The organism is Burkholderia perseverans (genome assembly GCF_022870505.1).
GTDB classification, from domain to species: domain Bacteria; phylum Pseudomonadota; class Gammaproteobacteria; order Burkholderiales; family Burkholderiaceae; genus Burkholderia; species Burkholderia plantarii.
Genome location: NZ_CP045094.1, coordinates 3,470,889 through 3,497,358, shown reverse-complemented (window position 1 = coordinate 3,497,358; position 26,470 = coordinate 3,470,889). Strand labels below are relative to the sequence as shown.

Below are 26,470 nucleotides of genomic sequence, written 5' to 3'. Positions count from 1 at the left end.
GCATGCCGCTGCGGTCCCGATCGTTTCGCCGAACCCGCCGGCCGGCGCGCGTTTCTTCGATGGCCGCGACGGCGCCGTTTGTCGTCAGCGCGGGGAACCGAAATGAACCTGGCCCGCTCGTTCCGTTCGCTACGCAATCCGAACTATCGGCTCTGGGCCGCCGGCGCGCTGGTCTCGAACGTCGGCACCTGGGTGCAGCGCACGGCGCAGAGCTGGCTCGTGCTCACGCAGCTGACGCATCACGACGCCTCGGCGGTCGGCATCGTGATGGCGCTGCAATACGCGCCGCAGATGCTGCTGCTGCCGTGGACCGGCTACGCGGCCGATCATTTCGACCAGCGCAGGCTGCTGCGCGCGACGCAGGCGCTGATGGGCGTGCTCGCGTTCGGGCTCGGCGTGATCGTGGTGGCCGGCGTGGCGCGGCTCTGGCACGTGTACCTGTTCGCGCTGCTGTTCGGCAGCGTGGCCGCGTTCGACGCGCCGGTGCGGCAGACCTTCGTCACCTCGCTGGTCGGCGACGCCGACCTCGCCAACGCGGTCGCGCTCAATTCCACCGTGTTCAACGCGGCGCGCATGATCGGCCCCGGCGTGGCGGGCCTCGTGATCTCGTCGATCGGCACCGGCTGGGCGTTCGTCGCGAACGGCCTGTCGTTCGGCGCGGTGCTGGTGTCGCTGTCGCGGCTGCGCGTGTCGGAGCAGCATCCGGGCGCACGTTCGCGGCGCGCGCAGGGCGGCCTCGCGGCCGGCGTGCGCTACGTGCGCGGCCGTCCCGACCTGCTCGCGATCCTCGCGATGCTGTTCCTGATCGGCACCTTCGGGCTCAACTTCCAGATCTACATCTCGACGATGGCCGTCGACGTGTTCCATACCGGCGCGAGCGGCTTCGGGCTGCTGTCGTCGATCATGGCGATCGGCACCATCGCGGGCGCGCTGGTGGCCGCCGGCCGCGACCGGCCCACGCTGCGCACGCTGCTCGGCGGCTGCGTGGTGTTCGGCATCGGCTGCGCCTGCGCGGCGCTCGCGCCGGGCTTCTGGATCTTCGGCGCGATGCTGGTGGTGGTCGGCGTCGCCGCGCTGACCATCACCAATTCGTCGAACAGCCTGATGCAGCTGTCCACCGAGCCGGGCATGCGCGGCCGCGTGACGGCGCTGCGCGTGGCGATCGTGATGGGCGGCACGCCGATTGGCGCGCCGATCGTCGGCTGGGTGGCGGACCGCTTCGGGCCGCGCTGGTCGCTCGGCGTGGGCGCGGCGGCCGGCGTCGCGGCGGCCGTGGTGGCGCTGCGCGCGATGCGCCGGCAGGCCCGCGACGCGCTGGCCGAGGCCGAAGCCGAAGCCGAAGCCGAAGCCGAAGCCGAGACAAGCGACGAATCCGGTGGAAGGCATGGAGGCGATGCCGCGGTCGAGCACGAGGCGGACGGCGGCGCCTCCCGCTCGCGCTCGTCGCGCTGAACGCGAGGCGCGGAAAAGCACCACGGCGCATGGCCCCGAGCCTCGCCGCGCCATGAAAAAGCCCGCCCGGAGCGAACCCCGGGCGGGCTTTCCGTCAGGCGCGCCTCATCGCAACGAGGCGCGCCCGCTCACCGGTTTCAGCGCCCCTTCGCGCTGATCACCGCTTCCGACACGTTGGCCGGCGTTTCCGCATAGTGCTTGAACTCCATCGTGTAGGTCGCGCGGCCCTGCGTGGCCGAGCGCAGCGAGGTCGAGTAGCCGAACATCTCCGAGAGCGGCACCTCGGCGCGCACCACCTTGCCGCCACCGCCGGCGATGTCGTCCATGCCCTGCACGATGCCGCGGCGGCTCGACAGGTCGCCCATCACGTTGCCCATGAAGTCCTCGGGCGTCTCGACTTCCACCGCCATCATCGGTTCGAGCAGCACCGGCTTGGCGCGGCGCATCGCTTCCTTGAACGCCATCGAGCCGGCCATCCGGAACGCGTTTTCGTTCGAATCGACGTCGTGGTACGAGCCGAACGTCAGGTGCACCTTCACGTCGACGATCGGATAGCCGGCCAGCACGCCGCTCTTGAGCGTGTCCTGGATGCCCTTGTCGACAGCCGGGATGTACTCGCGCGGAATCACGCCGCCCTTGATCTCGTCGAGGAACTCGTAGCCCTTGCCCGGGTTCGGTTCGAGCGTGACCACCGCGTGGCCGTACTGGCCGCGCCCGCCCGACTGCTTGACGAACTTGCCCTCGACGTCCTTGGCCGTGGTGCGGATCGTCTCGCGATACGCCACCTGCGGCTTGCCGACCGTGGCCTCCACGCCGAACTCGCGCTTCATGCGGTCCACCAGGATTTCGAGGTGCAGTTCGCCCATCCCGGAGATGATCGTCTGGCCCGATTCCTCGTCGGTCTGCACGCGGAACGACGGGTCTTCCTGCGCGAGACGGTTCAGCGCCAGGCCCATCTTCTCCTGGTCGGCCTTGGTCTTCGGCTCGACCGCCTGCGAGATCACCGGCTCCGGGAATTCCATGCGCTCGAGGATGATCGGCGCATTGACCGCGCAGAGCGTGTCGCCGGTGGTGGCGTCCTTCAGGCCGACCGCCGCGGCGATGTCGCCGGCACGCACTTCCTTGATTTCCTTGCGCTCGTTGGCGTGCATCTGCAGGATCCGGCCGAGCCGTTCCTTCTTGTCCTTGGTCGCGTTGAGCAGCGTGTCGCCCGATTCCACCACGCCCGAATAGACGCGGAAGAAGATCAGCTGGCCGACGAACGGGTCGGTCATGATCTTGAACGCGAGCGCCGAGAACGGCTCCTCGTCGCTCGGGTGGCGCTCGGCCTGCTTTTCCGGATCGTGGTAGTCGTGGCCGAGAATCGCCGGCACGTCGACGGGCGACGGCAGGTAGTCGATCACGGCGTCGAGCATCGCCTGCACGCCCTTGTTCTTGAACGCGCTGCCGCACAGCATCGGCACGATCTCGTTGGCGACGGTGCGCTGGCGCAGCGCCGCCTTGATCTCGTCCTCGGTCAGCGAATCGTGGTCGGTCAGGTACTTGTCGAGCAGTTCCTCGCTCGATTCCGCGGCCGCCTCCACCATCTTCTCGCGCCATTCGTGCGCGAGCTCGACGAGGTTCGCCGGGATCTCTTCATAGCTGAACTTCACGCCCTGGCTCTCGTCGTCCCAGAGGATCGCCTTCATCTTGACGAGATCGACCACGCCCTGGAAATGATCCTCCGCGCCGATCGGAATCTGGATCGGCACGGCCACGCCCTTCAGGCGGTCGCCGATCTGCTTCTGCACGCGGAAGAAGTCCGCGCCGATCCGGTCCATCTTGTTGACGAACGCGATGCGCGGCACCTTGTACTTGTTGGCCTGGCGCCAGACCGTCTCGGACTGCGGCTGCACGCCGCCCACCGAGTCGTAAACCATGCAGGCGCCGTCGAGCACGCGCATCGAGCGTTCCACCTCGATCGTGAAGTCGACGTGCCCGGGGGTGTCGATGATGTTGATCCGGTGCTCCGGATAGTTGCCGGCCATGCCTTTCCAGAACGCGGTCGTCGCGGCCGACGTGATCGTGATGCCGCGCTCCTGTTCCTGCTCCATCCAGTCCATCGTGGCCGCACCGTCATGCACTTCGCCGATCTTGTGGCTCACGCCGGTGTAGAACAGGATGCGCTCGGTCGTCGTGGTCTTGCCGGCGTCGATGTGAGCGCTGATCCCGATATTTCTATAGCGCTCGATGGGGGTTTTGCGGGGCACGTGAACCTCCTGTGGTTCCTGAACGAATCGAACCGGCCGACATGACCGGTCCGCTACTGCATTTTCGAGATTTCAAGCATAGCCTGTACGGGTTGCTTTTGCAGGTGGGGGCGCCGGGCGGCGAATCAACCGGGGGCGCGGCAGGGGAATCCGGGCGGTGGGCGGCGAAGCGGGCGGTCTCGGGAGCGGGGCGGTGGCGGCCGCGCTGATTCCAGCCGGCGAGGCTCGGGATGCGGCGTGGCAACGCGTGAGGCGGGCCGGAAACCCGCGCGGGTGGCCGCGATGCGCGACGCGGACGCCGGCTCGGCCGTCCCGGTCGGTCGAGCGCTGTATACAAATAGCACTGGATCGCGGCCGGCGGCGGGAAGCGTGCGGCGGCGCCTGCGCGGCTGCCGCGAGGCTGCACCGGCCGGCAATCCCGCCGGGCAAAGGGCCGGCGTTGCGCCGCCGGCGGCGCGGTACCCCGTCGCGTCGCGCCGCGTGGTCCGTCGGGCCTCGGCCGGGCCTTATTGCGGTGCCGGCAACCCGTCGATCTTCATGCCGGGCTTGATGCCCTTCGCGTCGAACCAGCCCTTGCTCATTTCGAGCGCGTAGACGCCATTGTTGCGCGGGCAATGATTGTCGGTGGTCTCGGCGCGCATCTCGTCGATGTCGGTGATCGTGCCGTCGGCGCGCATGAACGCGATCGACAGCGGGATCAGCGTGTTCTTCATCCAGAAACAATGCACGGCGTTCTCGCCGAACGCGAACAGCATTCCTTCGTTCGGGGCGAGCTGGCTGCGGTACATCAGTCCCTGCTCGCGGTCCGCGTCGTTGGCGGCGATCGCCGCGTCGATCACGTACATGCCCACGCGCAGCTTGGTGCGCGGGAACTCGCTCGGCTGCTTGGCACCCGGCGGGATGCCGTTCGACTGCGCGACGGCGGGCGCGATGCCGCCCGCGGCAAGCGCGAGCGCGACGGGGAACACGGCGGTCCGCACGAGGCGGGCGAGCATGGGGCGCGGGGAGAATCGCACGACGAGGCTCCTGATCGGGTAATCGAGGGCTGCATGGTACGCGATGCGCGTGCTCCGGTGCAGCAATGGCATGACGGCCGGGTGACGGCGCAAAAAGAAAAGGCAGATCGCCTCGCGGTGATCTGCCCTTCAACGGCGCGGGAACCGGACTACGGGCTCCCTGCGCTGCTTACGGCCTGCTTACTTAGTTCGAAGCAGCTGCCGGTGCTGCTGCGTCGCTGGCAGCGGCCTTCTTCTTTGCGTGCTTCTTCGTTGCGTGCTTCTTGTGCGTTGCCTTCTTCGCCGGTGCCGAAGCGGCGTCCGGAGCGGCAGCCGGTGCCGAAGCTTGTGCGAATGCAGCCGTTGCGAACAGGCCAGCGACCAGAGCGGCGATCAGTTTGTTCATCTTGTGTTTCCTCAGCTTTAGTTAATTAACCAAATGACCCGGCATAGGAGTCAGTTCGTCTAACGAGGCCATCCACCTTTCGGTTGACAGACGCGGCAAGAAAAAAATTTCCTTGGCGCTGCGGACACGCGGCTGCGATTCGTGCGTCGCGGACGACGCGGATTTCGCGGCTTGGCGCCAATGCCGGATAGCTTCGGTCGGCATCTGCGTGAAATAACGGGCGGTCGGGATGATTGGTTGACGCGAGTCACGAAACTTTCATTCGACCGGCGCAAAACCATCCCAGGGCGCGCGCGGCGGCAGTTCGACGGTTTCACCGGGCGCGAGGCCGAGCGTGAACAGGTCGAGCGCGCCGACGCCGACGCGCACCAGCCGCAGCGTCGGGAAGCCGACCGCGGCCGTCATCCGTCGCACCTGGCGGTTCCTGCCTTCGCTGATCGCGAGTTCGATCCAGGTGGTCGGGATCGCCGCGCGAAAGCGCACCGGCGGGGTGCGCGGCCACAGCGTGGCGGGCGGCTCGACGAACGACGCGCGGCACGGACGCGTGACGTAATTGCCGAGATCGACACCGCGCGCGAGCGCCTTCAGCGCGGCCGCGTCGGGCGCGCCCTCGACCTGCGCCCAGTAACGCTTGACGAGCTTGTGGCGCGGCTCGGCGATGCGCGCCTGCAGCGCGCCGTCGTCGGTCAGCAGCAGCAGGCCCTCGCTGTCCGCGTCGAGCCGGCCGGCCGGATAGACGCCTGGCGCGCGCACCCAGTCGCCGAGCGACGGCCGGGTTTCGTGCGGCGAGAACTGGCAGATCGTGCCGAACGGCTTGTTGAGGGCGAGGAGGGGCATCGGGCGGGCTGCGCGGCTCGCGCCGCATCGTATGGCAAATGGCGGAATCTTAATGCATAATACGGAACGGCAGGTCTTTTGTCTTATATAAGACTTGGTGACGGGCGGCGGCTTCGCGGCGGCACGGCCGGTCCGGGCGCTAGAATAGCGGCAACGTTTCTGTGCATCAGCCAGGCAAACCACCCGCTTTCCAATCAGCCCAGCCATATCACTGGAGTCGACCATGCCGTATCAGCACATCGTGGTGCCGGACGGCGGTGACAAGATCACCGTCAACGAGGACTTTACGCTCAACGTGTCGGACCAGCCGATCATCCCGTACATCGAGGGTGACGGCTCCGGTGCCGACATCACGCCGGTGATGCTGAAAGTCGTGAACGCCGCGGTCGAGAAGGCCTATGGCGGCCGCCGCCGGATCCACTGGATGGAGATCTACGCCGGCGAGAAGGCGACGCGGGTCTACGGCGACGATGTCTGGCTGCCCGAGGAGACGCTGCAGGCCGTGAAGGAATACGTGGTCTCGATCAAGGGGCCGCTGACTACGCCGGTCGGCGGCGGGCGCCGTTCGCTGAACGTGACGCTGCGCCAGGAGCTCGACCTCTACGTCTGCCTGCGCCCGGTCCGCTATTTCAAGGGTGTGCCCTCGCCGGTGCGGGCCCCCGAGAAGACCGACATGGTGATCTTCCGCGAGAACTCGGAAGACATCTATGCCGGCATCGAGTGGCCGGCCGGCTCCGAGCAGGCGAAGAAGGTGATCCGTTTCCTGCAGGAAGAAATGGGCGTGAAGTCGATCCGCTTCCCCGACAGTTCGGCGCTCGGCGTCAAGCCGGTGTCGCGCGAGGGCACCGAGCGGCTGGTGCGCAAGGCGATCCAGTACGCGCTCGACCACGAGCGCAAGTCGGTGACGCTGGTCCACAAGGGCAACATCATGAAGTACACCGAGGGCGCGTTCCGTGACTACGGCTATGCGCTCGCGCTGAAGGAATTCGGCGCCGAACTGATCGACGGCGGCCCGTGGATGCGCGTGAAGAATCCGAAGACGGGCGGCGAGCTCGTCATCAAGGATGCGATCGCCGATGCCTTCATGCAGCAGATCCTGCTGCGCCCGGCCGAATACGACGTGATCGCCACGCTGAACCTGAACGGCGACTATCTTTCCGATGCGCTCGCCGCGCAGGTCGGCGGGATCGGCATCGCGCCGGGCGCCAACCAGTCCGATTCGGTCGCCATGTTCGAGGCGACCCACGGCACGGCGCCGAAGTATGCCGGCAAGGATTACGTGAACCCCGGTTCGGAAATCCTGTCTGCGGAGATGATGCTGCGCCACCTCGGCTGGACCGAGGCGGCCGACCTGATCATCTCGTCGATGGAGAAGTCGATCCAGCAGAAGCGCGTGACGTATGACTTCGCGCGGCTGATGGAGGGCGCGACGCAGGTGTCGTGCTCGGGTTTCGGCAACGTGCTGATCGAGAACATGTAGGCACGATGCGGTAGTGCCGGATCCGTTCCGGCCACCCCGGCGCCAGGCCGATGCCGCCGGGGTGAGAACTGAGGTTGGTCGGCGCTTCTTCGCGGTCGGTTCGATCGCGGCCCGTTGGGTTCGCTGTCAGCGATCTTCTGTCAATTTTTCGTAGCAACGCATCAACCATGTCCACCTCGTCCAAGATCATCTACACCCTTACCGACGAAGCTCCGGCGCTGGCGACCTATTCGCTGCTGCCGATCGTCAAGGCCTTCACGCACTCGTCGGGCGTGGCCGTCGAAACCCGCGACATCTCGCTGGCCGGCCGCATCATCGCCGCGTTCCCCGAGGCGCTCACGCCCGAGCAGAAGATCAGCGACGATCTCGCCGAGCTCGGCCAGCTGACGCTGCGCCCCGAGGCGAACATCATCAAGCTGCCGAACATCAGCGCCTCGGTGCCGCAGCTCAAGGCCGCGATCGCCGAACTGCAGGCGCAGGGCTACAAGCTGCCGAACTATCCCGACGAAGCGACCAGCGACGCCGAGAAGGACGCCAAGGCCCGCTACGACAAGATCAAGGGCAGCGCCGTGAACCCGGTGCTGCGCGAAGGCAACTCGGACCGCCGCGCGCCGCTGTCGGTCAAGAGCTACGCCCGCAAGCACCCGCACAAGATGGGCGCCTGGACCGCCGATTCGAAGTCGCACGTCGCCCACATGAGCGAAGGCGACTTCTACGGCAGCGAGAAGTCGGCGCTGATCGGCGCGGCCGGCAGCGTCAGGATCGAGCTGACCACAGCCGACGGCACGAAGAAGGTGCTGAAGGAAAAGACCGCGGTCAAGGCCGGGGAAATCATCGACGCCTCGGTGATGAGCCGCACCGCGCTGCGCAGCTTCATCGAAGCGCAGATCGCCGACGCGAAGGCCAAGGACGTGCTGTTCTCGGTCCACCTGAAGGCGACCATGATGAAGGTCTCCGACCCGATCCTGTTCGGCCAGTTCGTGTCGGTGTTCTACGAGGACGTGCTGACCAAGCATGCCGAGACGCTCGTCAGGATCGGCTTCAACCCGAACAACGGCATCGGCGACCTGTACGCGCGCCTGAAGGACGTGCCGGCCGAGACGCGCGCCGAGATCGAAGCCGACATCAAGGCCCAGTACGAAAAGCGTCCGCACCTTGCGATGGTCAACTCGGACAAGGGCATCACGAACCTGCACGTGCCGAGCGACGTGATCGTCGACGCCTCGATGCCGGCCATGATCCGCGACTCGGGCGGCATGTGGGGCGCGGACGGCAAGCTGCACGACGCCAAGGCCGTGATTCCGGACCGCTGCTACGCGGGCTTCTACCAGGCCGTGATCGACGACTGCAAACAGCACGGCGCGTTCGATCCGGTCACCATGGGCAGCGTGCCGAACGTCGGCCTGATGGCGCAGGCGGCCGAGGAATACGGTTCGCACGACAAGACGTTCCAGATCACCGCCGACGGCGTGGTGAGCGTGACCGACGAAGCCGGCAACGTGCTGCTCGAGCAGCCGGTGAAGTCGGGCGACATCTGGCGCATGTGCCAGACCAAGGACGCGCCGGTGCAGGACTGGGTCAAGCTGGCCGTGAACCGCGCGCGCGCCTCGAACACGCCGGCTGTGTTCTGGCTCGACGCCGCACGCGCCCACGACGCGCAGATCATCAAGAAGGTCGAGCAGTACCTGAAGGATCACGACACGAGCGGCCTCGACATCCGCATCCTGCCGCCCGTCGAGGCGACGCGTTTCTCGCTCGAGCGCATCCGCGCCGGCAAGGACACGATCTCGGTGACCGGCAACGTGCTGCGCGACTACCTGACCGACCTGTTCCCGATCATGGAACTGGGCACCAGCGCGAAGATGCTGTCGATCGTGCCGCTGATGGCCGGCGGCGGCATGTTCGAAACCGGCGCGGGCGGTTCGGCGCCGAAGCACGTGCAGCAGTTCAACGAGGAAGGCTTCCTGCGCTGGGATTCGCTCGGCGAATTCCTCGCGCTGGCCGCCTCGCTCGAGCACCTCGGCAACGCGTACCACAACCCGAAGGCGCTGGTGCTCGCGAAGACGCTCGACCAGGCCACCGGCAAGTTCCTCGACGAGAACCGTTCGCCGGCACGCAAGGTGGGCGGCATCGACAACCGCGGCAGCCATTTCTACCTGAGCCTGTTCTGGGCGCAGGCGCTGGCCGCGCAGACCGAGGACGCGGAGCTGGCCGCGCAGTTCGCCGGGGTCGCGAAGACGCTGACGGAAAACGAGGCACGCATCGTCGAGGAACTCGGCGCGGCGCAGGGCAAGCCGGTCGACATCGGCGGCTACTACCGTCCGGACGCCTCGCTGACGAGCCAGGCGATGCGCCCGAGCGCGACGCTCAACGGCGTGATCGACGCGCTGGCGTAAGCCGCGCGGGCGGTGCCGAGGCTGGCGGGCGCGTGAGCGCGCGGCGGCGGTAGCGGGGCACCGAAACAAGCGCGGCGCGGGTGGTGGGCCTCACCGCGCGCGTCGCATGGCCGTCCGCGCAAGGCGTCGCGCGGCGGCGGGGAACGGCGGGCACGTGCGACAAGGCACGCGCCCGCCGTTCGCCGTTTACACATGGACGATTTCCCAATCGTCGATCTGCCCGGGAATCTCGAGCGTCGAGGTGTCGACCTCGTCGAGCGCCTCGCAGTGCGCGCCGCGCGCGAGATGATCGACCGCATGCTCCGGGCTCTTGAACTCGCCCAGCGATTCGTTGCCGAACGTCGCCTCCCAGCCGTCGTTGCCCGGCAGGATGTAGAACGACCCCTGGTCCGATCCATAGCGAAATCCCTTCATATCAGCCTCCGTCCACCATTCAAGAAAGAAATCGGTTGCGTTCCCGCCGCGCGGCGGGAGCCGGCTCGTCGACGTCCGCGCCGGTGGCGGGCGAGGGGGCGGGCATGCCGTGGCCCCTCGCGTTGCGTCGATCCATGGAAACCAGTCTACGTGGGCGGCGCGCGCCGATCGAGCGCATAGAGCGGCTGCTCGAAACAAAAATAATCGATTGAAAACAATGATTTATGTGAGGCGTTTCGAATGGCGGAACGCGTTGCGACATCGCGAAAACGCCTTTTGGTGCTCCGCATCATGATTTTTTACGACACGCGGCAGCGTTCCGTATCGTGAAAAATAACGGGCTTCGATGCTGGGGGAGTGAAGCGGGAGAGGCGGCCGGGAAGAAAAAGGGAGCGATTAAGTCGCCATTCGGCCGTATATTAACGGCGGCCGTTTTCGAAACTTGAGGCTTCGTTCGCGAAACGGCGCCAAAACACTTCATTTCGTGCTCGATTCCCGGGGGGTCATCGTTAAGTCATATGGCGGTAGCCATAATGCGCCCGCCCGGCGATTCGTCCGATTTTCAAAGTCGAGCGGACGGGCGGGCCGGACTCACACATATGGCTGCTACGGGGATTCACATGACCATCCGACATCGCATTACGTTGCTTGTCGCACTGATGTTCGTTGCGCTCGCAGCGATCGGCGGCTACGCCGTCTATCAGGCGCAGCGCAGCGCGGCAAGCGTTCGTCAGGTGACGCAGGGCGTCGTACCGAGCGCACTCGCCTCCTCCGATCTCGTCGCCGACCTGAAGGACGTCCAGATCGCGATGATGACGCTCGTCTACGCCCCCGACGCGAACATGGCGTCGCAGGCGCTCACCGAACTGAATACCAAGGAAGCGTCGCTGCGCGCGGCGCTCGACGTGCAGGGCCGCTCGGCGACGGGCCAGGCACAGACCGGGCTGATCTCGCAGGCGCGCGACAGCCTCACCAACTACTTCGACGCGATCCACGACACCGCGAAGATGAAGTCGGAGGGCAAGAACGAACTGGCGCAGGCCTACCTGTTCGCCAACGTTGCCCAGTACCGCGACGAGCTCGAAGGCATCATCGAGACGCTGCGCATCGAGAAGAACCGCCAGAAGGACGAGGCGATCTCCACGCTGAACGGCATGCTGGCCACCACCACGATGACGATCGCGATCGTCGCGGGCATCGTGATCGTGGTGCTGATCGGCGTCGGCCTGATGCTCTATCGCCAGATCGTGCGCCCGCTCGGCCGGATGCAGGAGATGATGAGCGAGATCGCGTCGAGCCAGGACTTCACGCGCCGCGTGCCGGTGGGCCGGATGGACGAAATCGGCCGCTCGATCGTCGCGTTCAACGGCATGATCGAGACGATCCAGCGCAACGCCGCGCAACTCAAGCAGCGCACCGCCGACATCCAGGCGATGCTGCAGAACATGCAGCAGGGCATCCTGACGATCGTGCCGGGCGGCACCGTGCATCGCGAGTACTCGGCGTTCCTCGAGCGCATCTTCGAGACCGGCGACATCGCCGGCCGGCCGGCCATGGAACTCGTGTTCGCCGATTCGGACGTCGGTTCGGACGGCCTCGCGCAGATCGACGCGGCGATCGACGCGTGCCTCGGCGAGGACGGCATCAACTTCGAGTTCAACCAGCATCTGCTCGTCAACGAGATCGGCAAGCGCATGCCGAACGGCGCCGAGAAGCGCCTCGACCTGTCGTGGTCGGCGATCACCGACGAGACCGGCACCATCGTGCGCCTGATGCTCTGCGTGCGTGACGTGACCGAGCTGCGTGCGCTGTCGGCCCAGGCCAACGAGCAGCGCCGCCGCCTGGAGATGATCGGCGAGATCCTCGCGGTCAGCCAGGACAAGTTCCACGATTTCGTCGAGAGCGCCACCGGCTTCCTGCACGAGAACGAACGCATCATCCGCCAGCACGAGCGCGCCGACAGCTCCGCGCTGGCCGAGCTGTTCCGCAACATGCACACCATCAAGGGCAATGCGCGGACCTACAGCCTCCAGCATTTGACCAACATCGTCCACGAGGCCGAGCAGGTCTACGACGAGCTGCGCAGTGCGGAAGCGGCGCGCGAGTGGGACCAGCACGAGCTGATGAGCGACCTGGCGCGCGTGCGCGAGGCGCTCGACCACTACGCGACCATCAACAACGTGAGCCTGAACCGTCGCGGCCCGGCCACGGGCGCCGAGCCGGATCGCTATCTGGTGGTGGAGCGCGCGCGGATCCATGAAAGCCTGCGTCTGCTCGACTCGGCCGATCCGTCGGACCCGCATAACTGGCTGACGATGCGCGATTCGGTGCGCGACACGCTGCGCCTGCTCGGCACCGAAACGCTCGGCGGCATGATCGCCGGCGTGACCGAATCGCTGCCGGCGCTGGCCGCCGATCTCGGCAAGGCGGCACCGGTGGTGCGCATCGACGACAACGGTTATCGCGTGCGCAGCGAAGCGGCGACGGTGATCAAGGACGTCTTCATGCACCTGCTGCGCAACGCGCTCGACCACGGCATCGAAGCGCCCGAGGCGCGCCGCGCCGCGGGCAAGGCCGACGAAGGCACGATCGACATCGAGGTCGGCGTCGACGCCGGCATGCTGCAGATCACCGTCAGCGACGACGGCCGCGGCCTCGCGCTGGAGCGGATCCGCTCGATCGCCGGCGAACGCGGCTGGCTCGACGACGCGGCCGTGGCGAACGACGACGAGGCCGTCGCCGCGCTGATCTTCCGCCCCGGCTTCTCGACCGCCAGCGCCGTCACCGACGTGTCGGGCCGCGGCGTGGGCATGGATGCGGTGCGCAGCTTCGTGGTGCGCGCCGGCGGCAGCATCTCGCTGCGCTTCACGGACGATCGCCAGGGCGCCGCGTTCCGGCGCTTCCAGACCATCGTCAGCCTGCCGGACAACTACGCCGTCGACAGCGTCGGCATCGAGGTCACGAACGCCGACGAAGCGGCGCGCGACGACCAGGCGATCGATCGGGCGTAACGCGATGATGGGTGGAATCTGGGTAGCAGGGCTGGTGGTGGTCGCGATCGCGGCCATCGGATTCGGCTGCGTCATGTACCTGCGCGCGGCGCGCGCGCTGGCCGAAGTGGGCCGGCTCGAAGCCGAGCAGGGTGCCGCCGCGGCGCGCGCCGTGGCGGCGGAAGCCGACTGGGCGGCGCGCCGCGACGAGGACGCGGAGCAGGCGGCCGCGCGCGAGCAGTCGCTCAACGAGTCGCTCGAGGAGGCAGCCGCGCAGATCGCGGCGGTGCGCGAGTCGCTCGCGAAGGCCGTCGACGAGCGTGACGCCGCGCGTGCGCTGGCCGAGCGGATCGCCACCGAGTCCGCGCGGCTGCGTAGCCTGACCGGGACGTTCGAGCGCTGGCACGAGCAGATGAGCTCGCTGATGACGCAGAACCAGGACATGCATGCGAAGAATCACGAGCTCTCGTCGATCGTCGCGCACGTGCTGATCGTCTCGCTGAACGCCTCGATCGAGGCCGCGCGCGCCGGCACGGCGGGACGCGGCTTCTCGATCGTGGCGAGCGAGGTGCGTTCGCTCGCCTCGCGTTCGCAGGAGCTTTCCAAGAGCTACCAGGACAGCCTGAACCGCAACGACCTCGTGACCACCGCCACGTTCCAGGACATCCAGGCGGGCGGCAAGATGATCACCGCCTCGCTCGGCAACGTCGACCTGCTGGCGACGCAGCTGCGCGACCGGCTCGAACGGAGCGAATCGTGATCGGCGCGAACGCGCGCGAGAGCTTCGAGCGGATCTTCTTCGGCGCGGCGCGGGCGCGGCTCGCGACCGACGGCGTCTGCGAGATCACGCCGCGCGAGGCGCCGGACGTGTCGCGCGGCGTCGAGGTGATCGTGCTGACCATCTCGTCGCTGCGCTTTCGCCTGCTGCTGCTGCTGCACTACCGCGACGACGAGACGACGCGCGCCTATTACATCGGCAGCGACGGCGCGACCGGGCAGCGGCCGCTACGCGAGGCGTTCATGGAAGTCGCGAACCTCTGCTGCGGCGCGATCAACCAGGCGCTCGTCGAGCATTTCCCCGATCTCGGGATGTCGACGCCGTATGGCCTGAACGGCGCGAGCGCCGCGCATCTGATCGAGTTGAAGCCCGACCACGTGGCCGCGTATGACCTGATGGTGGGCGGCTCGGTGCGGCTGGGCGCCACGCTTTGCGTCTGCGCGAACGCGCAGGTCGACTTCGTGGCGGAGACGCTCGACGTCGATTCGGGCGCGGGCGAGCTCGAAATGTTTTGATGGAAGAACCGAACGAACCCTCGGAGAAGCAATGACGACTCACGATACGCCCGTCAGCAAGGTGCTGGTGCTCGACGACAGCGAGACCCACCTCGACGCGATCCGCCGGTTCTGCGACGAGCACAATCTGGTCGGGCTCAAGGCGCGCCGCAACCGGCTGCTGAAGGTGCTGCGCTCGAACATCGACCTCGGCGCGGTGCTGCTCTCGTTCGACTACGGCGGCTCGGCCGACGAGGCCGCCGCGGTGGCCGCGCAGATCGACGCGCTGCGCCCCGAACTGCCGATCATCGTGCGCCGTCCCGACGGCAGCGGCGACGACGGCCTGCCCGAAGCGCTCAAGCGCGTGGCCTGCGCGAGCTACGCGCTGCCCGACCTGGAGCCGCTGCGCCGCGCCGTCGACGAATACCTGTTCAGCCTCGCCTATCCGAACGCGCTGGTGCGCGGCATCGAGGAGATCACCGAGGCGCGCCTCGCCACGATCTTCCGCGGCATGACGATCGAATGCGAAACGCCGTGCATCGTGCGCGATCAGATCATCTTCGGCGAGGTGTTCAGCCTGATCGCACTGGAAAGCGCGTGGTGCCGCGGCTACATGATGATGCAGACCGACGAGCAGCCGATGCTCGACTTCGTGGCCGCGATGCACCCGGACGACAAGGCGCCGGACTTCCGCGACCTGAACGGCGTGCTCGGCGAGCTGACGAATCTGGTCTGGGGCGCGTTCAAGGATCGCTTCCTCGGCAGCAGCAACGTGCCGGCCTCGAGCTCGGTGCAGGTGCCGCTGCTCGTGAACCACAAGCACAAGTACATCTCGTTCGGGTCCGAGAACCCGCAACTGTGTTTCAAGTATCGGGTGACCGACGACAAGTCGGGCCGCACCGTCACGCTGCACCAGCGTTTCGTGTTCAGCCTGCAATGGTCGCCGGAGTCGTTCGACGATCACGCGCAGGCGGTCGGCGAGATGGTCGACGCGGGCGAGCTCGACTGGTTTTAAGCAACAGACGGAAGACAACGGACATGGCAAAGATTCTGGTAGTGGACGATTCGAGCACGGTGCGCGACGAAGTGGCGGGTTTCCTGCGCAAGAACGGGCTCGAGGTGGAAACGGCGGTGGACGGCAAGGACGGCCTGGCGAAGCTGAAGTCGAGCCCGGGCATCCGCCTGGTGGTCAGCGACGTGAACATGCCGAACATGGACGGGCTGACGATGGTCGAGAAGATCCGCAGCGAACTCGGCAACGCCTCGGTCAACGTCGTGATGCTGACCACCGAAAGCAGCCCGGCGATGAAGGAGCGCGGCAAGGCGGCCGGCGTGCGCGGCTGGATCGTCAAGCCGTTCCGCGGCGAGGCGGTGCTCGAGACGTTCCGCAAGCTCGCGGTCTGACGCGAAACTGCGCGTTTTGCCGCTGCCGCGGCGCGCGCGCCGGTGTATCGTCATTGCTTCTCTGACACGGGATTCGATCGATGATACGCAGGCAATTTCTCCGCCGCGCGCTCGGCGCGGCGGCTTCGCTCGCATTCGCGCGCGGCGCGCTCGCGAAGGCGCCGGCGGTGGAGGCGTCGCATGGTATGGGGCCGATGAGCGGCATGGCTGGCATGGACGGCATGCAGGCGGCGCCGGCGGCTTCGGTCACGGCGGCGCCCGCCCGCGACGCGGCGGCCGGTGACGGCACGCTCGCGGCCGCCGACGCGCTGCCCGCGGGCGCGCCGCTCGCGCCGCTGCGCGTGCTGGCCAACGAAAGCACGACACCGGGGCAATTCCGTGCGACGCTCGTCGCGCAGCCGGTCGCGCGGCAGCTGCTGCCCGGCGCGGCGCCCACCACCATGTGGCTCTACGGCGAGGCGGCGACGGGTTCCGCCGTCGGCCCGCTGATCGAGTTGCACGAGGGCGACGCTGTCGAGATCCACGTCGTCAATCATCTGCCGCAGCCGACCACGATTCACTGGCATGGCCTGCCGGTGCCGCCCGACCAGGACGGCAACCCGCTCGCACTGATCGAGCCCGGCGCGTCGCGCACCTACCGCTTCACGTTGCCGAAGGGCAGTGCCGGCACCTACTGGTACCACCCCCATCCGCACATGATGACGGCCGAGCAGGTGTTTCGCGGCCTGGCCGGGCCGATCGTGGTGCGCGCGGCCGACGATCCGCTCGCCGGCTGGCCCGAGCGCCAGCTGTTCGTGTCGGACCTGAAGCTGGCCGCCGACGGCACGATCGCCCCGAACGACATGATGGACTGGATGAACGGCCGCGAAGGCCAGTTCGCGCTCGTCAACGGCGCGCGCCGCCCGCATCTGGAGGTGGCCGGCGACGAGCGCTGGCGCGTCTGGAACGGCAGCAGCGCGCGCTTCCTGAACCTGTCGTTCGACGACGGCCGCGCCTTCGAGCAGGTCGGCACCGACGGCGGCCTGTTCGAGCAGCCGCGCCGCGTAACGACGCTGCTGCTCGCGCCGGGCGAGCGCGCCGAGCTGCTGGTGCGCGCGGGCGAGCAGGCCTCTCGCGCCGTGCTGCGCGCGGCCACCTACGACCGCAGCAAGATGGCCATGGCGATGTCGGACGACGACGATCCGTCGCTGCCGCCCGATCCGCCGCTGCCGCTCGCGGACCTGAGCTTCGCGCCGGCGCCGGCGCGCGCGGTGCCGGCCGTGCTGCGCGTGGTGCCGCCGCTCAGCAAGCCGGTGGCGCGCAAGTCGGTGACGTTCGGCGAGGCGATGGACATGAACGCGATGATGGCCTCGGCGCCGGGCAAGCGCCCGGCCGGCATGCGTTTCATGGTGAACGGGCAGACCTGGTCGCCGCATCGCGCGACGCTGACGAGCCGGCGCGGCGACGTCGAACTGTGGAGCATCACGAACACCACCGACATGGACCACCCGTTCCATCTGCACGGCACGCAGTTCCAGGTGGTCGAGCGCGAACTGCGCGGGCGGCGCACGCCGGAGCCCTACCGCGCGTGGCGCGATACCGTGAACGTCAGGAAGGGCGAGACGGTGCGGATCGCCACGGTCCAGCACGAGGCCGGCGAGCGGATGTTCCACTGCCACATCCTCGAACACGAGGATCTCGGCATGATGGGCACCTTGAAGGTCATCTGAGGCTGCCCGCCCGGGCGCAGGCCGCCTGGGTAGCGGCGAAAAAAAACCCGGCAGAAGCCGGGTTTTTATCGAGAATCCAATGCGCTCAGGCTGCCTGGATATTCGAAGCTTGCTTGCCCTTCGGGCCTTGTACGACCTCGAAGCTCACCTTCTGGCCTTCCTTCAGGGTCTTGAAACCCTGCATGTTGATGGCCGAGAAATGTGCAAACAGATCTTCGCCGCCTTCATCGGGCGTAATGAAGCCGAAGCCCTTCGCGTCATTGAACCACTTGACGATACCAGTTGCCATACCTACTTCCCCTGTCACTCAGTCGTTACCACGAGCACGCTCGAAAAGCTAAACGACCGGCAAATGCAGCCGTTCCCCCCTCACAAGCTCACCTCGGCCCATTCTCCGTCGTCAAGAAAGACAAAAAGAAAAAAGTGCCAGCTTGATTGTTGGCGCTCTTTATTTGAGTGTCAAGGGGAATTTGTCGGCGGTTTGGGGGTCGTTGTAAAGAACCCATTTTCAGGGTTTATCCGGCTTTCCAGCGTCATTCGCGTGCCAAGCAGCAATGCTTGAAAAGCCCCATAATCGGCCCATATACCAGCCTCGGACGACAGGCCTTCGAGCTTGCCGGGAATATGGGATACTCGATCCGAGCGTCGCGTCACGGTAGCGGTTCCGTGGTCGCATGCACGATGAGGGGGCCGGTGCCGCGAGCCGGACTTCACTTCGCGCCTACCACGCAGATCTGTGAGCATGCAGTCAGAACGGTGCCGGCCGCAAGGCTGGTTAATGACAGGATTGCGGGCCTGTCCGAGTTGTTTAGAATGGGTGTATGGCGATCATCCCGGACAAGCAGGACAACACCGTCCTGGAACGCAGCGAGCAGAAGCTGAAGCCGCCTTCGATGTACAAGGTGGTGCTGCTCAACGACGATTTCACCCCGATGGAATTCGTCGTGATGGTGGTGCAGGAGTATTTCAAGAAGGACCGCGAAACCGCGACGCAGATCATGCTGAAGGTACATCGCGAGGGACGGGGGGTATGTGGGGTCTATACGCGGGACATCGCGTCGACCAAAGTTGAGCAAGTCGTTACCCATGCGCGGCAGGCAGGGCATCCGCTGCAGTGCGTGATGGAGGAAGCATGATTGCCCAGGAATTGGAAGTCAGCCTGCACATGGCGTTCATGGAAGCGCGCCAGGCGCGGCACGAATTCATAACGGTCGAACACCTGTTGCTTGCGCTGCTGGACAACCCGACGGCGGCCGAAGTGTTGCGCGCATGCGCGGCCAACATCGAGGACCTGCGCCAGAACCTGCGCAACTTCATCCACGACAACACACCGACGGTGCCCGGTACCGACGACGTCGACACCCAGCCGACGCTCGGTTTCCAGCGCGTGATCCAGCGCGCCATCATGCACGTCCAGTCGACGTCGAACGGCAAGAAGGAAGTTACCGGCGCGAACGTGCTGGTGGCGATCTTCGGCGAGAAGGATTCGCACGCCGTCTACTACCTGCAGCAGCAGGGCGTGACGCGCCTGGACGTCGTGAACTTCATTTCGCACGGCATCGCGAAGACGGGCAGCGCCGACGCGGCAAAGGCGGGCGAAGGCACGCCGGAGTCCGAGGATGCCAATGCGCAGAAGGAAACGCCGCTCGCGCAGTTCACGCAGAACCTGAACCAGATGGCCAAGGACGGCCGCATCGATCCGCTCATCGGTCGCGAGACCGAGGTCGAGCGCGTCGTGCAGGTGCTCTGCCGCCGTCGCAAGAACAACCCGCTGCTGGTCGGCGAGGCCGGGGTCGGCAAGACCGCGATCGCCGAGGGCCTGGCGTGGCGCATCACGCGCGGCGAGGTGCCGGACATCCTCGCGAACGCGCAGGTGTTCTCGCTCGACATGGGCGCGCTGCTGGCGGGCACGAAATACCGCGGCGACTTCGAGCAGCGTCTGAAGACGGTGCTGAAGGAACTGAAGGAGCGGCCGCACGCGATCCTCTTCATCGACGAGATCCACACGCTGATCGGCGCGGGCGCCGCATCGGGCGGCACGCTCGACGCGTCGAACCTGCTCAAGCCGGCGCTGTCGTCGGGCAACCTGAAGTGCATCGGCGCGACCACCTTCACCGAATATCGCGGCATCTTCGAGAAGGACGCGGCGCTGTCGCGGCGCTTCCAGAAGGTCGACGTGAACGAGCCGAGCGTCGAGCAGACGGTAGCGATCCTGCGTGGGCTGAAGTCGCGCTTCGAGGAACATCACGGCGTCAAGTATTCGTCGGGCGCGCTGTCGGCGGCCGCCGAGCTGTCGTCGCGGTTCATCACCGACCGGCATCTGCCGGACAAGGCGATCGACGTGATCGACGAGGCCGGCGCCGCGCAGCGGATCCTGCCGAAGTCGAAGCAGAAGAAGACGATCGGCAAGGCCGAAATCGAGGAAATCATCTCGAAGATCGCGCGTGTCCCGCCGCAAAGCGTTTCGCAGGACGATCGCAGCAAGCTGCAGACGCTCGATCGCGACCTGAAGAGCGTGGTGTTCGGCCAGGATCCGGCGATCGACGCGCTGGCGGCCTCGATCAAGATGGCGCGGGCCGGCCTCGGCAAGCTCGACAAGCCGATCGGCGCGTTCCTGTTCTCCGGCCCGACCGGCGTCGGCAAGACCGAAGTGGCGCGGCAGCTCGCGTTCACGCTCGGCATCGAGCTGATCCGCTTCGACATGTCGGAATACATGGAGCGTCACGCGGTGAGCCGGCTGATCGGTGCGCCCCCGGGCTACGTCGGCTTCGACCAGGGCGGCCTGCTGACCGAGGCCGTCACGAAGAAGCCGCACTGCGTGCTGCTGCTCGACGAAATCGAGAAGGCGCATCCGGACATCTTCAACGTGCTGCTGCAGGTGATGGACCACGGCACGCTGACCGACAACAACGGCCGCAAGGCGGATTTCCGCAACGTCATCATCATCATGACGACGAACGCGGGCGCCGAGTCGATGCAGAAGGGCACGATCGGTTTCACGACGCGCCGCGAAACCGGCGACGAAATGGCCGAGATCAAGCGCCTGTTCACGCCGGAGTTCCGCAACCGCCTCGACTCGACCATCAGCTTCCGCTCGCTCGATGAGGAAATCATCATGCGCGTGGTCGACAAGTTCCTGATCCAGCTGGAAGACCAGCTGCACGAGAAGAAGGTGGATGCGCTGTTCACCGACGCGCTGCGCAAGTACCTGTCGAAGCACGGCTTCGATCCGCTGATGGGCGCGCGGCCGATGCAGCGGCTGATCCAGGATACGATCCGCCGTGCGCTGGCCGACGAGCTGCTGTTCGGCAAGCTGGTCAGCGGTGGCCGCGTGACGGTGGACGTCGACGAGAACGATACGGTGCAACTGTCGTTCGACAACTCGGCCGAGCCGCCGAAGCCGAGCGAAGAGACGGTCGAAGTCGAGTAAATGTCGATCGGGTCCGGCGACCCGGTCCGCACGCGGCGACGCGTGAGCCGAACGGCGCGGGATTCACTCCGCGCCGTTTTTCATTTTTGCGCCCGATTGTTGTGCATCCGGTGCATGCGTGCGGGGCCGGACGTGTCGCCGGCACGCGATTCGAATGGAATAAACCTACTAATCGCGGCGACCCGGGCGGGCGCCGCCCGGTGTGTTCAGCCGCGGCCGGTGCTGCCGAAGCCACCTTCGCCGCGCTCGCTCTGCGCGAATTCCTCGACGACATTGAAGCTCGCCTGCACCACCGGCACGATCACGAGCTGGGCGAGGCGCTCGAATGGATCGAGCGTGAACGCGGTCTGCCCGCGATTCCAGGTCGAGATCATCAGCTGGCCCTGGTAGTCCGAGTCGATCAGGCCGACCAGGTTGCCGAGCACGATGCCGTGCTTGTGGCCGAGCCCCGAGCGCGGCAGGATCAGCGCCGCGTAACGGGCATCGGCGACGTGGATCGCGAGCCCGGTCGGCACCAGCGTCGTCTCGCCCGGCTGCAGCGTGACGGGGGCGTCGAGGCAGGCGCGCAGGTCGAGGCCCGCGCTGCCCGGCGTCGCGTAGTTCGGCAGGTATTCGCGCATGCGCGCGTCGAGGATCTTGAGGTCGAGTTTCATGCGGCGGGTTGCTGGCAGGAGTCGTGGAATTGAAACGTGCGCCGGACCGCGGCTTGTGTCGCGACCCGGCGGCTTGCGTGAATCAGATCAGGCGCGTGTCGGGCAGGCGTTTTGCGATCTCGTCGATCAGCGTGTGCGCGAGCGTGGCTTTCGGCGCGCGGGGCAGGCGTGTGGCGCCGCTGGCCTCGAACAGCACGACTTCGTTGTCGTCGAGGCCGAACGTCAGCGGGCCGAGGTTGCCGATCAGCAGCGGCACCTGCTTGCGCCGGCGCTTTTCCTCGCCGTGGACGTCGAGGTCGCCGCTCTCGGCCGCGAAGCCGACGCAGTAGGGCGCATCGGGCAGCGCCGCGACGGTGGCCAGAATGTCGGGATTCTCGACGAAGTTCAGCACCGGCATCCGCTGGTCGGCCGTTTTCTTGATCTTGTGCTCGGCGGGCTGGTCGACGCGCCAGTCGGCCACGGCGGCCACCGCGATGAACAGGTCGGCGTCGGCCACCGCGTGCATCACCGCGTCGTGCATCTGCTGCGCGGTCTGCACGTCCTCGCGGTAGACGCCCCAGGGCGTCGCGAGCGGCACCGGGCCGGCGACCAGATGCACCTCGGCGCCCGCCTGCTGCGCGGCGCGCGCGAGCGCGAAGCCCATCTTGCCGCTGGAGCGGTTGGTGAGCCCGCGCACCGGGTCGAGCGGCTCGAAGGTCGGGCCGGCCGTGATCAGCACGCGCTGGCGGGCGAGCCGCTTCGGCCGGAAGTGCGAGACGATCGCCTCGTAGATGGCGCCCGGTTCGAGCATGCGCCCGTCGCCGACCTCGCCGCAGGCCTGCGCGCCCGAATCGGGGCCAAGCACGGCCACGCCGTCGGCGCGCAGCTGCGCCGCGTTGCGCTGGGTGGCCGGGTTCTGCCACATCTGGCGGTTCATGGCCGGCACCACCAGCAGCGGGCAGTCGCGCGCGATGCAGAGCGTCGAGAGCAGGTCGTCGGCGAAGCCGTGCGCGAGCTTCGCGAGGAAATCGGTCGAGGCGGGCGCGATCACGATCGCGTCGGCCTCGCGCGACAGGTCGATGTGCGCCATGTTGTTGTCGACGCGCGCGTCCCACTGGCTCGTGAACACGGGCCGTCCCGACAGTGCCTGCATCGTGACCGGCGTGATGAACTGCGTGGCCGCCTCGGTCATCACCACCTGCACGGTCGCGCCGGCCTTGGTCAGCAGGCGCGTGAGCTCGGCGATCTTGTAGCAGGCGATGCCGCCCGTCATGCCGATCACGAGATGTTTTCCTGCGAGTTCCTGATGTTCCAACTGGACCTCCGGTAACGAAACGGGCCGGCGCTACGCGGCCCGGCCCTGTCACGCGCCGCGCGGCTCGGGCGAGACGGCGGTGCTCAGCGCGTGCCGCGCACGCGGCGCAACTCGTCGTAGACCAGCAGCACGGCGCCGATCGTGATCGCCGAGTCGGCGAGGTTGAACGCCGGCCAGTGCGAGCCGCGCAGGTGAAAATCGAGAAAATCGATCACGTGACCGTACATCAGCCGGTCGATCACGTTGCCGAGCGCGCCGCCGAGGATCAACGCGAGCGACAGGCTGAACAGGCGCTGATGGCCGTGGCGCTTGAGCAGGTAGCAGATCACCAGCGTCGCGGCGATGCCGAGCGCCGTGAACGCCCAGCGCTGCCAGCCGCTCGCGGCCGACAGGAAGCCGAACGCGGCGCCGCGGTTGAACACCAGCGTGAGGTTGAAGAACCCGGTGATCGGGTGCATCACGCCGTAGCCGAAGGTCTTCAGCACCGCGATCTTGGTCAGCTGGTCGAACAGGATCACGATCAGCGAAATGCCAAGCCACGGCGCGAGCGAGCCGCTCGCGGATTTCGACAGGGTTTTCGCCATGTTTATGCAGCGCTCCGGGTTTCGCCGTTTTCAAAGAGGTTGGAGAAGCAGCGGCCGCACAGCGTCGGGTGGTCCGCATGCGCGCCGACGTCGGCGCGATAGTGCCAGCAGCGCTCGCACTTCGCGTAGGTCGAGGCCGCCACCACGACCGCTTCGTCGGCCGGCGCCTCGACGCCCACCACCGTGGCCGCCGAGGTGATCAGCACGAACTTGAGATCGTCGCCGAGGCTCGCGAGCGCCGCGTGGCGCGCGCCGCTCGCGCGGATCTCGACCTCGGCCTGCAGCGACGAGCCGATCCGGTTCGCGGTGCGGGCTTCCTCGAGCGCCTTCGTCACGTCGGCGCGCACGGCGCGCAGCAGCGTCCACTTGTCGATCAGCGCGGCCGCGCCGTCGATCTCCGGATAAGCGTAGTAGGTTTCCGTGAAAATCGTCTCGCTGGCCGGCTGGAACACCTTCCACGCTTCTTCGGCCGTGAACGAGAGGAACGGCGCGAGCACGCGCAGCAGCCCCTGCGTGACGTGATGGAGCGCGGTCTGCGCCGAGCGGCGCGCGACCGAGGCCGGCGCGCTGGTGTAGAGGCGGTCCTTCAGCACGTCGAGGTAGAAGCCGCCGAGATCCTCCGAGCAGTACGTCTGCAGCTTCGCGACGATCGGGTGGAACTCGTACTTTTCATAGTGCGCGAGCAGCTCGGCCTGCAGCTGTGCCGAGAACGCGATCGCGTAGCGGTCGATCTCGAGCCATTCGGCGGCCGGCAGCGCGTCCTTCGCATAGTCGAAGTCGGACAGGTTCGCGAGCAGGAAGCGCAGCGTGTTGCGGATCCGGCGATAGCCTTCCGTCACGCGCTTGAGGATTTCCTCGGAGATCGCCAGCTCGCCCGAGTAATCGGTCGAGGCGATCCAGAGCCGCACGATCTCGGCGCCGAGCCGGTTCGACACTTCGTGCGGATCGATGCCGTTGCCGAGCGACTTGCTCATCTTGCGGCCTTCGCCGTCCACCGTGAAGCCGTGCGTGAGCAGGCCCTTGTACGGCGCGCGGCCGTCGATCATCGAGGCCGTCAGCAGCGACGAGTGGAACCAGCCGCGGTGCTGGTCCGAGCCTTCCAGGTAGAGGTCGGCCGGGAACTGCAGCGCGTCCTTGTGCGAGCCGCGCAGCACGTGCCAGTGCGTCGTGCCCGAATCGAACCAGACGTCGAGCGTGTCGCGGTTCTTCTCGTAGAGGTTCGCCTCGTCGCCGAGCAGCTCGCGTGCGTCGAGCGTCTGCCACGCCTCGATGCCGCCCGCCTCGACGCGCTGCGCCACGGCTTCGAGCAGTTCGAGCGTGCGCGGATGCAGCTCGCCGGTTTCCTTGTGGACGAAGAACGCCATCGGCACGCCCCACTGGCGCTGGCGCGACAGGGTCCAGTCCGGGCGGTTCGCGATCATGCTGTAGAGGCGCTGCTTGCCCCACGACGGATAGAACGCGGTGGCCTCGACGCCTTCGAGCGCGACTTCGCGCAGCGTGCGCCCGCCGTCGTTCGGCGGCGTGTCCATGCCGGCGAACCACTGCGAGGTGGCGCGGTAGATGATCGGCGTCTTGTGGCGCCAGCAGTGCATGTAGCTGTGCGTGTACTTCTCGCTGCGCAGCAGCGTGCCGGCCGCCTGGAGCGCCTCGACCACCTTCGGGTTGGCATCCCAGATCGCCAGGCCGCCGAACAGCGGCAGCGATTCGATGTAGCGGCCGTCGCCCATCACCGGGTTGATGATGTCGGCGTCGGTCATGCCGTGCGCCTTGCAGGAGACGAAGTCTTCCACGCCGTAGGCCGGCGACGAGTGGACGATGCCGGTACCGGTGTCGGTCGTCACGTAGTCGCCGAGGTAGACCGGCGCGGTGCGCTGGTAGCCGGGGTGGGCGCTCGCGAGCGGGTGATGGAAGCGCAGGCCCGAGAGCTTCGCGCCCGGCGTGGTGGCGATCGTGTGGCCGGTCAGCTTGAACGCCTCGAGGCAGGCGGCGACGCGTTCTTCGGCGAGGATCAGCAGGCCGCGCGGCGTGTCGACCAGCGCGTAGACGATTTCCGGGTGCGCGTTGAGCGCCTGGTTCGCCGGGATGGTCCACGGCGTGGTGGTCCAGATCACGATGCCGCCGTCCTGGCGCGGCAGCGCCGCCAGCCCGAACGCCTGCGCGGTCTTTTCCGGCTCGGCGAACGCGAACAGCACGTCGATGGTCGGGTCGGTGCGGTCCTTGTACTCGACCTCGGCCTCGGCCAGCGCCGAGCCGCAGTCGAAGCACCAGTTCACGGGCTTCAGGCCGCGGTAGACGAAGCCCTTCTCGATGATCTTGCCGAGCGCGCGCAGCTCTTCCGCCTCGTTGACGAAGTTCATCGTCTTGTACGGGTTCTGCCAGTCGCCGAGCACGCCGAGCCGCTTGAAGCCGAGCTTCTGCTTCTCGATCTGCTCGGTCGCGTAGGCGCGCGCCTTCTGCTGCACCTCGGCGGCCGGCAGCGACTTGCCGAACTGCTTCTCGATCTGGATCTCGATCGGCATGCCGTGGCAGTCCCAGCCCGGCACGTAGGGCGCGTCGAAGCCGGCCATGTTGCGCGACTTGACGACGATGTCCTTCAGGATCTTGTTGACCGCGTGGCCGAGGTGGATGTCGCCGTTCGCATAGGGCGGGCCGTCGTGCAGGATGAACTTCGGCCGGCCGGCGCTGGCCGCGCGGATCTTCTGGTAGATGCCGCGATCCTCCCAGTCCTGCACCCACTGGGGTTCGCGCCTGGGCAGGTCGCCGCGCATCGGGAACGGCGTGTCGAGCAGGTTGACCGGATACTTGGCCTGCGGTTTCGAGTCGGCTTTCTTGTTGCTCATGTCGGGGGTCGCTATCTCTTTTCGGTGACGCTCGCGCGTCGTGAAATCGGGGGGCGTGCGCCGGG

21 protein-coding genes are annotated in these 26,470 nt (G+C 67.0%); 11 read left to right on the top strand and 10 right to left on the bottom strand.

The features are described from left to right. The first annotated feature begins 102 nt into the window (after window positions 1-102). Entirely contained in the window at window positions 103-1,452 is a 1,350-nt protein-coding gene (locus BpN12_RS30135; protein ID WP_246795787.1) for an MFS transporter, read from the top strand. Between the two features lie 137 nt (window positions 1,453-1,589). Here BpN12_RS30135 and fusA read toward each other — a convergent pair whose 3' ends face one another. From fusA to BpN12_RS30115, 4 genes are all read right to left on the bottom strand, one after another. After that, window positions 1,590-3,701, bottom strand: a complete 2,112-nt coding sequence (gene fusA / locus BpN12_RS30130; RefSeq protein ID WP_246795786.1) for an elongation factor G — start codon at window positions 3,699-3,701, stop codon at window positions 1,590-1,592. A gap of 506 nt (window positions 3,702-4,207) precedes the next feature. Next, the gene (locus BpN12_RS30125) at window positions 4,208-4,717 is read right to left on the bottom strand and encodes a DUF192 domain-containing protein (RefSeq protein WP_246795785.1); all 510 of its coding nucleotides are present in this window, start codon (window positions 4,715-4,717) and stop codon (window positions 4,208-4,210) included. 184 nt (window positions 4,718-4,901) lie between these two features. Continuing rightward, on the bottom strand, window positions 4,902-5,102 hold the full coding sequence (locus BpN12_RS30120; RefSeq protein WP_246795784.1) for a hypothetical protein: 201 nt from the start codon (window positions 5,100-5,102) through the stop codon (window positions 4,902-4,904). A gap of 258 nt (window positions 5,103-5,360) precedes the next feature. Continuing rightward, window positions 5,361-5,939: a pseudouridine synthase gene (locus tag BpN12_RS30115; RefSeq protein ID WP_246795783.1), complete on the bottom strand. Its 579-nt coding sequence runs from the start codon at window positions 5,937-5,939 to the stop codon at window positions 5,361-5,363. A gap of 223 nt (window positions 5,940-6,162) precedes the next feature. Between BpN12_RS30115 and icd the strand changes: the two genes are divergently transcribed. Together icd and BpN12_RS30105 are read left to right on the top strand one after the other, a co-directional pair. Beyond that, the gene (gene icd / locus BpN12_RS30110; protein ID WP_246795782.1) at window positions 6,163-7,419 is read left to right on the top strand and encodes an NADP-dependent isocitrate dehydrogenase; all 1,257 of its coding nucleotides are present in this window, start codon (window positions 6,163-6,165) and stop codon (window positions 7,417-7,419) included. A gap of 167 nt (window positions 7,420-7,586) precedes the next feature. Beyond that, the gene (locus BpN12_RS30105; protein WP_246795781.1) at window positions 7,587-9,815 is read left to right on the top strand and encodes an NADP-dependent isocitrate dehydrogenase; all 2,229 of its coding nucleotides are present in this window, start codon (window positions 7,587-7,589) and stop codon (window positions 9,813-9,815) included. A 186-nt stretch (window positions 9,816-10,001) separates the two neighbouring features. On the opposite strand, the gene BpN12_RS30100 is transcribed toward BpN12_RS30105, so the two are convergent. Further along, window positions 10,002-10,229, bottom strand: coding sequence for a hypothetical protein (locus BpN12_RS30100; RefSeq protein WP_246795780.1), 228 nt, complete (start codon window positions 10,227-10,229; stop codon window positions 10,002-10,004). Window positions 10,230-10,849: 620 nt separating this feature from the next. Between BpN12_RS30100 and BpN12_RS30095 the strand changes: the two genes are divergently transcribed. From BpN12_RS30095 to BpN12_RS30070, 6 genes are all read left to right on the top strand, one after another. Further along, window positions 10,850-13,240, top strand: coding sequence for an ATP-binding protein (locus BpN12_RS30095; protein ID WP_246795779.1), 2,391 nt, complete (start codon window positions 10,850-10,852; stop codon window positions 13,238-13,240). 4 nt (window positions 13,241-13,244) lie between these two features. Next, window positions 13,245-13,979, top strand: a complete 735-nt coding sequence (locus BpN12_RS30090; protein WP_246795778.1) for a methyl-accepting chemotaxis protein — start codon at window positions 13,245-13,247, stop codon at window positions 13,977-13,979. Beyond that, window positions 13,976-14,512, top strand: coding sequence for a hypothetical protein (locus tag BpN12_RS30085; protein ID WP_246795777.1), 537 nt, complete (start codon window positions 13,976-13,978; stop codon window positions 14,510-14,512). Before BpN12_RS30090 ends, BpN12_RS30085 begins: the two co-directional genes overlap by 4 nt. A gap of 31 nt (window positions 14,513-14,543) precedes the next feature. After that, window positions 14,544-15,506, top strand: a complete 963-nt coding sequence (locus BpN12_RS30080; protein WP_246795776.1) for a chemotaxis protein CheX — start codon at window positions 14,544-14,546, stop codon at window positions 15,504-15,506. Between the two features lie 23 nt (window positions 15,507-15,529). After that, window positions 15,530-15,895, top strand: coding sequence for a response regulator (locus tag BpN12_RS30075; protein ID WP_042625809.1), 366 nt, complete (start codon window positions 15,530-15,532; stop codon window positions 15,893-15,895). A gap of 80 nt (window positions 15,896-15,975) precedes the next feature. Then, entirely contained in the window at window positions 15,976-17,604 is a 1,629-nt protein-coding gene (locus tag BpN12_RS30070; protein ID WP_246795775.1) for a multicopper oxidase family protein, read from the top strand. Window positions 17,605-17,689: 85 nt separating this feature from the next. On the opposite strand, the gene BpN12_RS30065 is transcribed toward BpN12_RS30070, so the two are convergent. After that, window positions 17,690-17,893, bottom strand: a complete 204-nt coding sequence (locus tag BpN12_RS30065; protein WP_004196460.1) for a cold-shock protein — start codon at window positions 17,891-17,893, stop codon at window positions 17,690-17,692. A gap of 532 nt (window positions 17,894-18,425) precedes the next feature. On the opposite strand from BpN12_RS30065, the gene clpS reads away from it, so the two are divergent. Together clpS and clpA are read left to right on the top strand one after the other, a co-directional pair. Then, window positions 18,426-18,740: an ATP-dependent Clp protease adapter ClpS gene (clpS, locus tag BpN12_RS30060; RefSeq protein ID WP_013699144.1), complete on the top strand. Its 315-nt coding sequence runs from the start codon at window positions 18,426-18,428 to the stop codon at window positions 18,738-18,740. Then, entirely contained in the window at window positions 18,737-21,034 is a 2,298-nt protein-coding gene (gene clpA / locus BpN12_RS30055; RefSeq protein WP_246795774.1) for an ATP-dependent Clp protease ATP-binding subunit ClpA, read from the top strand. The genes clpS and clpA overlap by 4 nt, the downstream gene beginning before the upstream one ends. Before the next feature lie 206 nt (window positions 21,035-21,240). On the opposite strand, the gene dut is transcribed toward clpA, so the two are convergent. The 4 genes from dut to ileS form a co-directional block, all read right to left on the bottom strand. After that, on the bottom strand, window positions 21,241-21,687 hold the full coding sequence (gene dut / locus BpN12_RS30050) for a dUTP diphosphatase (RefSeq protein ID WP_042625806.1): 447 nt from the start codon (window positions 21,685-21,687) through the stop codon (window positions 21,241-21,243). A gap of 82 nt (window positions 21,688-21,769) precedes the next feature. Further along, complete coding sequence (gene coaBC, locus BpN12_RS30045; RefSeq protein WP_246795773.1) at window positions 21,770-22,981, bottom strand: bifunctional phosphopantothenoylcysteine decarboxylase/phosphopantothenate--cysteine ligase CoaBC; 1,212 nt, start codon at window positions 22,979-22,981, stop codon at window positions 21,770-21,772. 83 nt (window positions 22,982-23,064) lie between these two features. Beyond that, on the bottom strand, window positions 23,065-23,565 hold the full coding sequence (gene lspA, locus BpN12_RS30040; RefSeq protein ID WP_042625804.1) for a signal peptidase II: 501 nt from the start codon (window positions 23,563-23,565) through the stop codon (window positions 23,065-23,067). A 2-nt stretch (window positions 23,566-23,567) separates the two neighbouring features. Then, window positions 23,568-26,405 (bottom strand): isoleucine--tRNA ligase, encoded by a 2,838-nt coding sequence (gene ileS, locus BpN12_RS30035; RefSeq protein ID WP_246795772.1) that lies wholly within the window; start codon window positions 26,403-26,405, stop codon window positions 23,568-23,570. Window positions 26,406-26,470: the final 65 nt, after the last annotated feature.

Coding starts and splice junctions, on each gene's coding strand:
- BpN12_RS30135 (WP_246795787.1), top strand. CDS start 103: ATGAACCTGGCCCGCTCGTTCCGTTCGCTACGCAATCCGAACTATCGG.
- BpN12_RS30120 (WP_246795784.1), bottom strand. CDS start 5,102: ATGAACAAACTGATCGCCGCTCTGGTCGCTGGCCTGTTCGCAACGGCT.
- BpN12_RS30115 (WP_246795783.1), bottom strand. CDS start 5,939: ATGCCCCTCCTCGCCCTCAACAAGCCGTTCGGCACGATCTGCCAGTTC.
- icd (WP_246795782.1), top strand. CDS start 6,163: ATGCCGTATCAGCACATCGTGGTGCCGGACGGCGGTGACAAGATCACC.
- BpN12_RS30105 (WP_246795781.1), top strand. CDS start 7,587: ATGTCCACCTCGTCCAAGATCATCTACACCCTTACCGACGAAGCTCCG.
- BpN12_RS30100 (WP_246795780.1), bottom strand. CDS start 10,229: ATGAAGGGATTTCGCTATGGATCGGACCAGGGGTCGTTCTACATCCTG.
- BpN12_RS30095 (WP_246795779.1), top strand. CDS start 10,850: ATGACCATCCGACATCGCATTACGTTGCTTGTCGCACTGATGTTCGTT.
- BpN12_RS30090 (WP_246795778.1), top strand. CDS start 13,245: ATGATGGGTGGAATCTGGGTAGCAGGGCTGGTGGTGGTCGCGATCGCG.
- BpN12_RS30080 (WP_246795776.1), top strand. CDS start 14,544: ATGACGACTCACGATACGCCCGTCAGCAAGGTGCTGGTGCTCGACGAC.
- BpN12_RS30075 (WP_042625809.1), top strand. CDS start 15,530: ATGGCAAAGATTCTGGTAGTGGACGATTCGAGCACGGTGCGCGACGAA.
- BpN12_RS30070 (WP_246795775.1), top strand. CDS start 15,976: ATGATACGCAGGCAATTTCTCCGCCGCGCGCTCGGCGCGGCGGCTTCG.
- BpN12_RS30065 (WP_004196460.1), bottom strand. CDS start 17,893: ATGGCAACTGGTATCGTCAAGTGGTTCAATGACGCGAAGGGCTTCGGC.
- clpS (WP_013699144.1), top strand. CDS start 18,426: ATGGCGATCATCCCGGACAAGCAGGACAACACCGTCCTGGAACGCAGC.
- clpA (WP_246795774.1), top strand. CDS start 18,737: ATGATTGCCCAGGAATTGGAAGTCAGCCTGCACATGGCGTTCATGGAA.
- dut (WP_042625806.1), bottom strand. CDS start 21,687: ATGAAACTCGACCTCAAGATCCTCGACGCGCGCATGCGCGAATACCTG.
- lspA (WP_042625804.1), bottom strand. CDS start 23,565: ATGGCGAAAACCCTGTCGAAATCCGCGAGCGGCTCGCTCGCGCCGTGG.
- ileS (WP_246795772.1), bottom strand. CDS start 26,405: ATGAGCAACAAGAAAGCCGACTCGAAACCGCAGGCCAAGTATCCGGTC.